General features: G+C 34.3%; 9 protein-coding genes. All 9 read right to left on the bottom strand.

Annotated features, from left to right (window positions below):
- Nucleotides 1-67: 67 nt before the first annotated feature.
- Complete coding sequence (locus tag H5J24_RS25865) at nt 68-361, bottom strand: SRPBCC family protein (protein ID WP_346729958.1); 294 nt, start codon at nt 359-361, stop codon at nt 68-70.
- Between the two features lies 1 nt (nt 362).
- A complete protein-coding gene (locus H5J24_RS05990; protein WP_068943970.1) occupies nt 363-1,145 on the bottom strand; it encodes a fatty acid desaturase in 783 nt (260 codons plus the stop codon).
- An 11-nt stretch (nt 1,146-1,156) separates the two neighbouring features.
- On the bottom strand, nt 1,157-1,969 hold the full coding sequence (locus H5J24_RS05985; RefSeq protein ID WP_232816126.1) for a DCC1-like thiol-disulfide oxidoreductase family protein: 813 nt from the start codon (nt 1,967-1,969) through the stop codon (nt 1,157-1,159).
- Nucleotides 1,970-2,486: 517 nt separating this feature from the next.
- The gene (locus H5J24_RS05980) at nt 2,487-2,816 is read right to left on the bottom strand and encodes a hypothetical protein (protein WP_068943972.1); all 330 of its coding nucleotides are present in this window, start codon (nt 2,814-2,816) and stop codon (nt 2,487-2,489) included.
- 7 nt (nt 2,817-2,823) lie between these two features.
- Nucleotides 2,824-3,168 (bottom strand): hypothetical protein, encoded by a 345-nt coding sequence (locus H5J24_RS05975; protein ID WP_068943973.1) that lies wholly within the window; start codon nt 3,166-3,168, stop codon nt 2,824-2,826.
- Between the two features lie 74 nt (nt 3,169-3,242).
- Nucleotides 3,243-3,746 (bottom strand): GbsR/MarR family transcriptional regulator, encoded by a 504-nt coding sequence (locus H5J24_RS05970; RefSeq protein ID WP_068943974.1) that lies wholly within the window; start codon nt 3,744-3,746, stop codon nt 3,243-3,245.
- Nucleotides 3,747-3,990: 244 nt separating this feature from the next.
- Nucleotides 3,991-6,006 carry a vWA domain-containing protein gene (locus tag H5J24_RS05965; protein ID WP_232816125.1) on the bottom strand — a complete coding sequence of 672 codons (2,016 nt, stop codon included), beginning with the start codon at nt 6,004-6,006 and terminating at the stop codon, nt 3,991-3,993.
- 166 nt (nt 6,007-6,172) lie between these two features.
- Complete coding sequence (locus tag H5J24_RS05960) at nt 6,173-10,669, bottom strand: TonB-dependent receptor plug domain-containing protein (RefSeq protein ID WP_082811251.1); 4,497 nt, start codon at nt 10,667-10,669, stop codon at nt 6,173-6,175.
- A 3-nt stretch (nt 10,670-10,672) separates the two neighbouring features.
- Nucleotides 10,673-13,444 carry a hypothetical protein gene (locus H5J24_RS05955; RefSeq protein WP_141395711.1) on the bottom strand — a complete coding sequence of 924 codons (2,772 nt, stop codon included), beginning with the start codon at nt 13,442-13,444 and terminating at the stop codon, nt 10,673-10,675.
- Nucleotides 13,445-13,482: the final 38 nt, after the last annotated feature.

Genomic DNA, 13,482 nt, shown 5'->3' with positions numbered 1-13,482 from the left:
TCCTATGATTCCCAATGGAGATTCAAAATCAAAAATATCTATCATTAATGTTTTACCATTTGTTGTTTTAAAAATATGCTGGTGGCGTAATGATTTGAAGGCACCTTGTTGCATTTCGTCTGTAAACTGATTGGGTTTTTTCCATACTGATGATTTTTGTAGTAAGGTTTTGATACACTCCCAGATGTTTTGCTCTCCAGGTAACGGTTTCATTTTCTTCAATCAAACCTGACATACGCCCTGCAATTGCTTTTTCGTGGGTTCGTGAGGTCGACTGCTGATGTAAATCTATATTTCTTGCTAAATCAAAAACGGTTTGAATATCAGCATCAATAAGGGTTTTTAAATAAATTCTGGACATGTCAGAAGGTTTGTTTTTTATTTAATTCGGGTAATTTTTTGTCTATCCTGTCAGCAAGCTCCGGAAGCTTAATGGTTGGAACTGCAGGAAACAAATGATGCTCCATGTGATAAAACATACTGAAAGTCAGCTTATTTTTCCAAAATCCACGCTGTGTTCTTGCAATACCTGGATTTTCATGGGTATCATGATGAACTGTCCAGACTGCAAAAAATGCCATCAGAAGCTCACCAAAGATCATCACTACTGTATGATACATCAGAACATGAATCTGAAAATAAAAGATCACAGTCGCCATCACTCCTATAGATCCTAATTCAAGGAACATATTTTTTCGGTATGTTTTATTTGCCTTTTTAAAGGTGATCCAATGAATCAGAAACAGGTGCTTTGGTCCATACAGAATAGCTTCGTACCATTTCATAGATGCTGATTTCCCTTCATAATCTTCTTCGGAAAGACAAAATTTGTGATGCCTGATATGGTTGAATTTTACAGCATGAACTGAAGTCAACATCGTTAAACTGTTAAGATATAAAGACAACCAGGTCATCAATTTTCCGGTACCTAACGAATTATGAAAACCATTATGCACTTGCCTGAGAGCGGTTAGAAAATAAAACCCGGAAAATGGTAATGCCAACCAGTAATATCCGTGATAAGCTAATGACAACGAAATGAAAAACCATGGCATGCTGATATTGTTTTCAATAAATATTTCCCTCATGGAAAGTTTTTTAAGGTCTTTCCATTCTACATTTTTGATAAGTTCAAGATGATTCATATGATTGATCTTTAAATGGTTGTCAAAATGATGATTCCTAGGGCTGTTAATCTAAAAAGGATCCATGAAATGGTAGGAAAGTAATTCAATTTTAAAATCCTGCATCTTCTTAAATGTTCAAGAAGCATGATAAATACTACAAAACCAAAATAAATGAGATAAAAAACAGGAACTAAATTGGTTAATATAGTAGGAATTAAGAGTAATGTTCCTATTAAGGAGACGGTCATCATATTTCCAAGGTAATCCCAGATCTTATCTTTTAAATACCATTTCAAAAATAAAGTCTGCCAGAAAATCTGTCCTAAACAAACAGCCAGCTCTCTGGAGAAGTTTGGATGCAAACCCATCCCGAGCTTTCCTGAATATAAACTTAAGATATAAGCTGAAAACAGGGCGACAAAAGCGATATAGGCTAATCTGTATTTCAGATTAAAATCCGGTACACAGGATTGTTCTGTATAATCCTTTTTTGATGGAATAATCTGCTTTCGGTTATATGAAATAAAGGAATACAATTTTTTAAAGAACCAATATAAAGGCTGTATCCTGACTATTCTTTCTAAGAATGGAAATGAATTTCCGATGATTAAAAGCAAACTATCTAAGCCATAAATCACTTTATTATTTTCATGATCTATCAGGGCAATCTCATTTTTTGCGCGGTTAAAATCTACCAGATTTTTATTTCTAACAGAAATTTCTGTAAAAGCTTCTCTCCCTTCTGTATCAAGCATTCCGTATTTTGTAAACCCTTTGGAATAAATAGCACACATAGGGCATTCGTTGTCATAGATCAGGGTATGGTTTTTGAGCGTTTTCATGATATTTCTTTTGAAGATTTGTAAAGATTACCGCATTCATCAACATAAAACAGAGCAAGGAGCGGACTGTAAAAACAAGCCATCATCATAATCATAGATGGTATTTCTGTAACGGCGTTTCCCATTTTGAATATAATAACCAATACTACTGAAATCCACGCCGGTATAATAAGAATCCCGTACATCCAAAATAAAGGTGTCTTTTTGATGGGAAGGAACAATCGGATCAAATAGCTTATAAGTTGGGGATTCCTATAATAAAATAAAACAGAATCAACCCTGAAAAGCCGCCTATTATAAAAGCTGAAGGCCCCAGAATCATAAAGAATATCTGAATATAATAATCATATTGCAAAAATTTTTTCATCGTATGTTATTTTAAAAGTTTAGAAAATCTCCTCGGGTTCGCTTGTGTTTTGATCTGAAAGTAAAATACATCCAGATTTTAAATATCAATGTTTTCATTTGTAGTCTGGTTTTCTTTATTTAATGCATGTTTACGTCCTTTCAGGAATAGCTATAAGTTTAAAAGCATCATTATTCCCAGGTAAATGGAGAATCCGCCAATCTTTTTACTCAACGCTACTACCAATCTTTCGATACTTTCGATTTGAAAAAATTCGATAATACATAATGCAAATCCAATATTCAGAAGGTAAAAGCCAATCTTAAAAAGTGAATTGGTTGCCATTGCGATGTCTTTTTTCTGATGGAAAATATCAATCATAAATGCTTTTGAATTTTTGAACAAAAACTGTGATACCAAAACTGTAAGCGTAATTACAATTGGTAAATAGATCATGTAGGCAGAAAAATTGTACGTGGTGGTTAAAACAGTAAGTACCATAATCGTATTATTTAAAGGTTAGTTTTTTTCTCAAAAAATAAAGGGCAAAAATGTTCATATAATGCAATCCGCATAAGATTAAAATTATACTTCCAATGCGTACTGCTGTTGTTCTGGTCATCTCTTCTATACTGTCTATCTTTTCCCAGGTGGTAAGGCTTACAGCGATATATCCTAAATTCAGCAGGTAGTAACTCCCAAGGAGAATCCTGTTGATAGTCAGGCAAAGATTTTCGTCATGCAGCAAATATTTCAGGTACGCTTTTCCTTCCTGATAACATCTTCTTCCCACATCTATCGTAATGTAAGAAGTGATACTAAGGAAAAGCAGATATGAAGCAATATTGAACATCTTAAAAATATTATATTTTCAATAATTTTTGAAAGTTTAATTAAAATAAAAAAGGATATTCATCCCTTTCTATTCTATTTCAACAGGTTGGTAATTTTCCCTACCAGCCAGTGGTCGTCACTTTTTATCGCCAGATCCATAATATTGTTGATCTTTCCGGTTACAGAGCTGAAATCATCCATCAACTTGATAAATTCTTTGGCTTCCTCTGAATCGCTATCTTCAATATTCCTTAACTCTTCCAAAAAGGAGATTACCGGCTCAATTTCTCTTTTCCTACGTTCTTTGGTAATTTGTTTGAAAAGGTACCAAACGTCTTTCTCTGCTACAAAGTATTCTTTTCGGTCTCCTTTTATAAATTCTTTTCTTACAATCCCCCAATCCATCAAAGCACGAAGGTTCATATTGGCATTTCCTCTTGAAATTTCCAGCTGTTCCATCACCTCATCGGTAGACAATGGTTTACCACTCGCCAAAAGCAATGCATGGACCTGTGCCATCGTACGGTTAATTCCCCAATTGGTAGCAAAAGTCCCCCAGGTCTGAATGTATTTTTCTTTGGCTTCTGAAAGTTGCATTTTTTCTTTATTTTAAATTTCTATTACAAATGTAATTATATTTTTTGAATTTTCAATAATTTTTGAAAATAAAATATAAAAAATTTTATTTTAATTAACAAACTGATTTACAATACAATAGTTGTAAAAATTTAGATTTTCAAAATTGGTTAAAAATCAAAAGCCGCCTCATAAGTAATGAAACGGCTTTTGACATCTGGTAAAGATCATCAAATAAATCAAAATCTATTCGGTAATCAATATATTATGGCTTAATTGCTTTATAACTTTCAACCAGTCTTACAAATTCGGCTCTATATCCTTCTGTATCTGTACTTTTTCCTTCTTTTGCAAGATTTTCTATTTCTTTCAAATCTTTATTTTTAATGAGCTTAGAATCTCTTAATACCAATCCGAACCATGCTACAGAGGAGGCAAATTTAAAATCCTGACTTACTTTTAAGCCAGATAGGGATTCTCTTTCAATTACTTTGGTTATTTCCTGGCTATTATCTTCGTTTGGCTTTTTATAGCGGAATTTTACTGTTGCCAATTCATTCTCATAATTTTTCACCCTGGAAGAAGAATACTTCAACTTGGTATCTTTTGGAAGGAATTCAGACTGCACTCCAACCGGAACAACCTCATATAAAGCAGTGACTGTGTGTCCGCTTCCTAATTCTCCAGCATCTATTTTATCATCTATGAAGTCTTCATTTCTTAACTTTCTGTTTTCATATCCAATCAAACGATAAGACTGTACAAATTCAGGGTTAAATTCAATCTGGATTTTAACATCTTTCGCTATGGTGTATATACTTCCTGCAAATTCTCTTCCCAGAAACTTATTGGCTTCCTGCATGTTATCTATATAAGCGTAGTTTCCATTGCCTTTATCTGCGAGGGTTTCCATTTTATTGTCTTTATAATTTCCCATTCCATATCCTAAGCAGGTAAGGAAAATTCCCGTTTTTCTTTTTTCCTCAATCAACGTTTCAAGACCTTCTCTAGAAGATACGCCTACATTGAAATCGCCATCTGTTGCCAGTACTACTCTATTATTTCCTCCTTTTATAAAGTTTTCCTGGGCCAGTTTATACGCTAGTTCAATTCCTTGTCCGCCAGCAGTACTTCCACCTGCCTGAAGCTCATCTAAGGCGTTAATAATCTTAGTTTTTTCTCCCGCTGATGTAGAGGGCAATACCACTCCTGCGCTCCCTGCATATACTACAATACCTACTTTATCCTTAGGGCGTAACTTATCTAATAAAATTTTAAGGGAAGATTTTAATAAGGGTAATTTATTAGGTTCATCCATAGAGCCTGAAACATCAAGCAGAAAAACAATATTGGAGGCAGGCAGATTATCCATCGGAATATTTTTTCCCTGTAATCCGATTTTAAGTAATTTATGTTTAGAATTCCATGGAGCGTCACCATATTCAGTATTAATAGAAAATGGCTCTCCATTGCTTGGCTGTGGATAACCGTATTTAAAATAATTGAGCATTTCTTCTACTCTTACGGCATCTTTATCTACTTTCTCTCCATAATTAATCATCCTCCTGATATTGGAATAAGAAGCATTGTCTACATCTATAGAAAATGTTGACAAAGGTTGATTTTGCGTTAGCTCAAAAGGGTTTTCAACTAATTTGCCATATTCTTCATTATTAACATCAACAGGTTTCAGCATCTTTGTATCAGACTTTTTAACTTCTGTTATTACGGCATGAGTATTCTGGACTTTTTGAGGAGGAGTATATGCTGTATTTTTCGAGGATGGTTTACTTCTCGAAGATACTACTTCCGATGCCACCAGTGACTTTGGCTTCGGACATCCGTTATATTCACGTCCTCCCGGAACGGTAGGACAGGCATCATCTTTATCTAAAATTCCATCTCCATCAGTATCAGGCCATGGACAGCCCTTATTATCAGGCGGTCCAATTACAGCTGGGCAGGCATCATCCTTATCAATCACTCCGTCTGCATCTGTATCCGGCCATGGGCGACAGCCATTATTTTCTAATGGTCCTGCAACAGTTGGACAAGCATCATCTTTATCTGCCATTCCATCTTCATCTGTATCAGGACAGCCACTAAATTCAGGAAGTCCTGCTATTTCAGGGCAATGATCATCTTTATTAGGAATACCGTCCTGATCTTTATCTTTTCTGATGCTATATTTTTTGCTTTCTTTTGATTGATCAGCAGCATTTTGAGTTTTACAGCTCACTAATAAAGCAAGCCCTAATATGGTTAAAATAGTTTTTTTCATGAATTATAAATTTCGGGAGGGAAATTATTAAAATTTATTTAAATGATACAAACAAAAAATAGGTCCTCATTCTTTAGCCATTTTTGATGTTTAATAAAATTTGAAAAATAAACTCCGCCCATCAACTGATGGAACGGAGTTTTATTTACTTTACCCACAAAAGGCCTTAGGGTCTAATAGTAGTTCTTATACCCTGATTCCAGTATTTTGATTCAGGCATATAATAAAGATAAACATTGCTTGATTTTCCTGTATAGCTTCCTGCAAACTCTACTTTCAGATCAAGGTTGATGGTTTTTGTTTCTTCAGCATCAAAATGCTCCCAGTACAGTACCAGGTAATTGTCAAAGATTTCATAATAGGAAACTTGCTTTTTATCTATTAAATCTTTTAATAAAGATGTTTGCAGAGTCAGTCCTGCAGGAATACCAATTTTAGCAACGGTCATCGGAAGCTGATTATTCAACTTGTTTTTAAGGGTGACTGTCATTCTGTTTGTTTCCCCTACTCTGGAATTTTCGGACATTAATTTTGTATCCATGGTTAAAGGAATATCTGAACTTTCCGGAGCCTTCAGCGTAAAATATTGATATTCTAACTTATAAAGAAGGCCTGCCTGTGAAGGGTAATCTATAGTAATTGTGTTGCTCCCGGTTTTATAAGCAGAAGAAATACTTAAACCAGATGATACTAAAGCATTATTTATTTTAATAACAGGTTTATCAGTTCTAAATAGCTTTTCATTTTTAATAAAAAACTGAGACAACGCCTGTAAAGCCAAACTTGTTGCCTGAGTTGATCCAAATCCATAGCCTCCATTGTAACTTAAAAGCTGATCTGCTACTTTTGCGATAGTTTGCTGATTGAGTTTTTCATCTTTCTGAAGTGCCATCATATACAATGAAAGTGCTTCTGCATTGGCTGAATATCCTCCGGAACCCGTAAAGGTCGTTGCAACGTTAAATTTTTGATTTTCAAACTGATTATTTAAAGCAAATATTAAGTTATCATATTCCTGATGTTTTCCAAGATTCGCTGCTGCATTAGCCAATAAAGCCAGTTGATAAGAATCTTTTTTCAACAAGGCTCTTTTCAGCATCACCTGGTAGGAATCTTCAATTTCAGTTTTAAAGCCTAATTGAGATAATGCATAGAGAACATACATATTTCTTGACCAATCGTATTCTGAATATGATCCTGTTTGGGACTCATAATATCTTCGTACTCCAAAAAGTCCATTCCCTGATTTTTTTGACAAAATAAATGATGATAGTCCTTGAATGATCTTTGGATCAATCGCAATATGCCTTTTCAGATCTGTAAACTCGAGTAAAGCAAATGCAGAAAGAGAGACATCTGATTCCGCTGTATTAAAGTATCCAACACCTCCGTCTTTATTTTTATAGCTTATCATTTTCTGGAAACCTTTTTTCAGGTTTTTGATCACAAGACTTTCCGTGGAACTATCAATTTTCTTGCTTAATTTTAAATAATCCAGAATAAAAAGATTAGGATATACTGTTGATGACAGCTGCTCAAAACATCCATGCGGTTCTCTCTTCAGCCTTTCAAGATCATCAAACATTTTCAAAGCGGCATTTTCAAATACATAATAGGATGAAAACAGGCTGCCATTGATATATTCAGGAATTGTAACCTGAATTTTTTCCGTCTTATTATCTATTAAAGAAAACTGATGTAGAAATCCTTTCTCTTCTACCTTAAACGGAAGAATCATCGTTTCCCTGAAATCTCCAGATCTTATGATGAACTGAATATTAGAATTCACCACCTCATCTGTCTGTATTTTAACAAATAGTCTTCCGGATTCCAAAGGTTTTAAAGTAATTAGGCTGTCTGATGACATCAGTTTTACATGATTGGGAACAATAACGTCCATGATCATTTTTCTGGTTTCTCTGGAGTTATTTTTGATCACTACTGGAATAAACATTTCGTCTGTTCTTGTCAAGTACTGTGGAATCTTAGCATCAATAGATATCAAACTTTGTGCGGCATAAGTGGTTTCATCCCGTCCTATAAGTCCGGACGCTGAAATGCCTTCCGTTATCGCTCTGAAGGTGGAATTGGCATCTGAATTATAAAACTCTACTTTTGCATTACCCTCTTTATCGGTTTCTACTACAGGGTTCCAATAAAGAGCTTCTCTGTAATCAAATCTGTAAGAAGTATTCGTTGTTTTATATTCGGGATAGGCAAATTCTTTATTTACCGAGTATTTGATAAGTTCATCTGTAGGAATAGATAGTACTGCAAAATAAGATTTCGGGGTAATATCCAGCTTATTCTGAGCCAAACTATTAGACAATGAATTAATAATGATCACTCCATTAACTGCTCTACTTCCATAAATAGCAGTTGCTGCCGCATCCTTCAAAACCGTTACACTGTTAACATCATTGGGATTGATTGCTGTATTAAAATTTTCTACCGGAACTCCGTCTACCACAAACAATGGGCTTTTGTTTGATATTGATGAAGTCCCTCTGACCAAAATATTTCCTTTCTGCTGTTCTCCAGCCGGAGTTACAGTGATGCCGGCTACTTTTCCCTGCAATAATGACCCATAATTAGAATCTTTAATTTCAGAATTGTCAATAATGCTTACTGAAGAGGTATTTGTCTTTTTATTCATCAAATTTCCATATCCAACCATCACAACTTCCTCAATATTTTTTTCAGAAATAGTATCTTTCTTGGTGATATTTGTTTTTGGTGATATTGGTTGGGGCTTTTCTTTGATTTCAGCCTCTTTTATAATTTCTTCTACATTTATGTTATTTAGCTTTTGCTTAACAAGCGGATTTATCTCCAGTTTATATGACAAAACCCTTATTTTTACTTTATGTTTAGGCTGAATAGATTTAGCAATCAATTTATAAGAGTTACTACCTTCCATTCCTGAGAAATAAAACTGTCCATTTTCTGTTGTTGCTTGTTTAAGAATCTGACCTCCATAGGATTCTACAAGAAAAACATTAGCTTTTACAGGTTTCTTATTCTCATCTTCTACGACTCCATATACAGTCCCTCTTTTTTCCGGCAGAAATTTGTATTTACCTGTTGTAACAATCTCCGGAATCAGCTCAAAATACCTGTATCCATTGGTGAGCATCACAAGATCCAGACTCTTTTCTGCTTTTTCTTCTTTTTTATCAAAATAAAACTGAGGCTTTTCAATTTTTCCTTTCAGCTCAGAATCCATCAGAATCCATGAACTGATATGATTTTGTTTATCATCAGCATAAGTCCAAAGCTTATCATCTACTACACTTATAGCAAGATTTGCCGGTATAGGTTGATTGTTTTTATCAGTAGTCTCAATATTCAGCACTACTTTTTCTCTTGGCTGGTAATATTCTTTTACAGGCTTTACCTTGATATTCAGCTGCTGATCTTTATTGGTAAAAACAATACGTTCTGCAAGAGGAATATTATTTTCAAATACTGTAAAACGACAGATTCCAACCGGCAGATCTTTTTCTGGCAGCTCCAATACGTTGGCCCCATTTTTTAAAGAAATTTCACGGCTGTATATTTCTTTTTCACGGAAAAACCCTTTTAAAATGATATCCTTTTCCTGTGTAGTCACCGTTTTCAATAAAAGTATTCCATTTTCTTTCTTGATATTCAATATCAAGCCATTATTTTTAGACTCAGGAAGATGATAAATCTGTGTAATATTTTCGGGTTTTACAACTTTTGCATAATATGTTTCTCCTATTTTCGGAGTAAAGAAGAAACTCCCCATTCCGAAATTATAAGTGGAAACTTCAGATATTTTTTCATGGTTCTGATTGTAAATGCCCAAAATGGCGTCTATTGGTTTTTCATATTCATCCAATATTTTAAATGCAATATTCTGTTCTATTCCGTTGATAAAAGTTCCTCCTTCAGGCAAAAAATTCACATCCAGATTGTTCAGTACAATAGGAATATTTCTTGAAATAGATTCTGTAAATCCATCAAAATTAACTTTAATATTCAAAAGTGCATCTGAGGATTGTAAGGATTTGGGAAGCCTGAACTGCAATAGTTTTTTTCCTTCCTTATCTGTAATAAGTTTGCCTTCAGTAACAATTTTCCCATTATGAGTTACCACATAATCCGCTTCATAAAAAGGAATAGGCAGATTTCCCAGGCTCCGCATTGAAAAGTCTGCGGTTACTTCATCACCAGGGCCATATCCTTTCTTTGGAAAATCAAGCTTCATTAAAATCCTTGGAGATACTATTTTCTGCAGGGTAATTTCTTTTTCAAAAACATTTTTTCCTTCCTCATTCTGCATCCAGTTGGTATAGGCTCTAATCTTGTAAACACCACCCTTCATATCATCAGCGAAAGAGAAATAGCCATTAGCATAGCCATTATTAATTTTATATTTAGACTTTGTTAAAACGCTTCCGGAAGGATCAATAATTTCAAAATTAACCACCCTGCTGTCTCCTGTCGGAAGGTTATTCTTTCCCTGCACTACATATATTTTGAAATACATATCCTCTCCCGGTTTATAGAAAACATGGTTGGTCTGGATATATGTCTTTTCTTTTTCAAAATCCTTAAATGAATTCTGTGCCTTCAAAAATACTGATGAAAACAATAGACTCAGTGATATGATATATGATATAAACTTGAAATTCATGGGTTAAAATTTGAATGAAACAATACAGCCAAATGTTTTAAAAGAGGGAAGATTAAAGAAATCCAGTCCTCTCCCGTTGTCCGTATCATAGAAATTCTGGTTGGGATCTACTCCTTTATTCGCCTGCCAGAGCATGATATTATCTACATACAATGTAATTTTCATAGATCGCTGGCTATTATTCAGAGGAAAATAGGTGGATAGTGAAATATTATTAATCCTTATATGATCTGCCTTCTGAATATAGTTTTCTGCCACACCCAGGTATCCATATCTGGACCATCTGTTTTCATGAACATTTTGATGAGGATCATAAAAATCCACCGGAATCTGGTTATGATTACCATTAGCCAATACTCCCTGAAAAACATAATTTTTGATGTTCCTTTCTTCTCCGGAATCATAGGAACGTCCGTAATAATCCATAACAGCCTGAGTTCCATTCCAGATCTGACCTCCTTTTTTCCATTCCCAGTTGATATCTAAAATCCATCTTTTATAGACTACATTATGATTGAATTTCATTACAAAATCAGGAGTTGGATCTGCAATGATCTTCATACCGGCAGCCTTTTTCGGGAATCCAGAATCGTCAATAATGAGCTGTCCTTCAGAATTTCTTTCAAAATAACTTCCCATCACTGCGCCCAATACTTCTCCTTCCGCAAGAGTTTTATAAATATCCTGAAATCCTGAAATAGCAGTATTGTTATAACCAGATATCACACGATCCACAATATCTTTATATTTGAAAAATGAAATTTTGTTTGTTACAAAAAAATCATTAGCCAGAAAAAGTCTGTCATAAGCAAAATTAAATTCATACCCGCTATAGGTATGATCTGCCATATTTTTAAGCCTTATCTGATTGTTTTCAAATACCGGGAAAACATCACTTTTAGTTTTTCTGTTAAAATATTCCCCTTCAAGACTAATGCTATATCCGAAATTGATCTTTCCGCCTATTTTCCATTCTTTTGTATTGATATTGGATAACCCTTTGAAACTTTCAACTTCGTGTACGGGAAAATAACGGTAATAATTTTCTGCTTTCAGTAAAGTGGAAGCATACGAAGCATAAGACCGGGTAATCTCAGGCTCTGAGCTGAGATGGCTATAACTTCCTAGGATTTTAAATCCATAGTTGTACCAGTCAAAAATATTCTTAAACCTCAGATATCCTGTTGCTTTTGGAAGCCAATAATTGTTTTTATCTGATGTATTGGAGATGTAAAAGGAATTTCCAAGATTAAAATCAGCTTCAAAATCACCGGACCTGAGTCCCATATTATAATTGAAAATATAATCCTGAGAGGTTCTTTGATAACTATATCTTTTATTGGTCAGGCTATTGTAAACGTCAGATTTGATACCATTCAGAATAAAATTAAGACTAAAAACATTCTTAAAATTATAATTACCCAATTCATATCTCCCTTGTATATTGGAGTGATATAACCTGTTATTTTGTTCTCTTTCACTACTTATTCCATTATTGAATCCGTAGGTAGATGGTTGATATTGATCCAGATTCCAAATAAAATTACTTTCATAAGACTGAATGATGTTTAATTTAAAGTTACCAAAAGTTTTATCTGCATTAAGCACAAACTGTCTCTGACGGCTCTGATAACGGTATTTTTGATCCTGTACAAAAAGGAATGCCGGATTATCAGCATCTTGACTGTAGCTTCGTTGCCGTCCATTATCCAAAAAAGTCTGCTGAGCATTTGAAAACGAAATGGGAGTCAGTAAAGAATTTTGAAATACTCTATTGAAAAGCCCTATTCTGTTGGTATTTGTTGCCTTATTCTCTTCATAATTAAAAGAAAACTTCACCAAATAACCTCCTAAATCTGTGTTCAGCCTTGTCTTAATAGAATTGCTCAGATTAAACTGATCAATGAAGTATAATTGATTTTTCTGCTGTCCCAAATCCAATGAAAGGCGAAACCTCTCCTGGTATCCTTGTTTTATAATTGTATTGATATTAAGCTGGTTGTTGTATCCAACCATGGTTTTAAACAGGTTATTATTATAGATTACGGCCTGCTTATTTCCGCCAGCTAAAGGAACCAATCTGCCGTTCTGATCATACTGATAAGGTACTCCATCAAAAGCTAAGGTAGAAATATCGGGACCAAAGCTAAACACTTCATTGGTCTCGGGTCCATTCCAGATAAAGTTTCCATTATTGGATCTTCCTTGTACATATCTATGCTGGGCTGCTGGAAGGGAATTATGACTTTTGACATCCAAAGAAGAGGTAAATCCGCCATTCAATAATAACGTCCATTTCTTCTGCTCTTTCAGAACATACAGACTGTCTCTTCTCTGCTTGAGCTTTCTTACACTGCTAAAATATCTATCGGAATTATTATTTAGAATTGTTGAGGCATTCTCAATACTAAACTTATCATGGTTTTTTTGTGAAACCAAACTGTCATATGTTTTACTGTAAATCTCCTCTACATTTTTTTTCTCTACCTGATTTTCCAGAATATTTTTCAATTCCCTTAACTGATAAGATACAACAACCTGGGTACTTTTTCCTTGATTCCAGACTAAGGTGTCATAAGGCTTGGCTGCAATGATTGCAAATCCTTCTTCATCAGTCAGTTCATATACACCACTGTTTTTATTGTAGACTTTTAAAAAGTTTTGTGGTTTATCTTTATGGTTTAAAAATTTTCCTGAATAATATAAGGTTGAATTTTGCGCCTGCAATACCGTAACAGCAAACGGCAGTATCAACAGTAAATAGTTTTTTCTCATCTTCATGGTAATGACTACTAAAATAAAGAAAAAGAAAT

Origin of the sequence: Chryseobacterium capnotolerans (assembly GCF_021278965.1) — a bacterium.
In the GTDB taxonomy this organism is placed as follows: domain Bacteria; phylum Bacteroidota; class Bacteroidia; order Flavobacteriales; family Weeksellaceae; genus Chryseobacterium; species Chryseobacterium capnotolerans.
Note: the sequence above shows the minus strand (reverse complement) of the source record. Positions and strands in the feature narration are given on the sequence as shown.

Bases quoted from the DNA above. Each gene is read 5' to 3' on its own strand.
- H5J24_RS05985 (WP_232816126.1), bottom strand. From the start codon at position 1,969: ATGAAAACGCTCAAAAACCATACCCTGATCTATGACAACGAATGCCCT.
- H5J24_RS05955 (WP_141395711.1), bottom strand. From the start codon at position 13,444: ATGAGAAAAAACTATTTACTGTTGATACTGCCGTTTGCTGTTACGGTA.
- H5J24_RS05965 (WP_232816125.1), bottom strand. From the start codon at position 6,006: ATGAAAAAAACTATTTTAACCATATTAGGGCTTGCTTTATTAGTGAGC.
- H5J24_RS05990 (WP_068943970.1), bottom strand. From the start codon at position 1,145: ATGAATCATCTTGAACTTATCAAAAATGTAGAATGGAAAGACCTTAAA.
- H5J24_RS05960 (WP_082811251.1), bottom strand. From the start codon at position 10,669: ATGAATTTCAAGTTTATATCATATATCATATCACTGAGTCTATTGTTT.
- H5J24_RS05970 (WP_068943974.1), bottom strand. From the start codon at position 3,746: ATGCAACTTTCAGAAGCCAAAGAAAAATACATTCAGACCTGGGGGACT.
- H5J24_RS25865 (WP_346729958.1), bottom strand. From the start codon at position 361: ATGTCCAGAATTTATTTAAAAACCCTTATTGATGCTGATATTCAAACC.
- H5J24_RS05975 (WP_068943973.1), bottom strand. From the start codon at position 3,168: ATGTTCAATATTGCTTCATATCTGCTTTTCCTTAGTATCACTTCTTAC.
- H5J24_RS05980 (WP_068943972.1), bottom strand. From the start codon at position 2,816: ATGGTACTTACTGTTTTAACCACCACGTACAATTTTTCTGCCTACATG.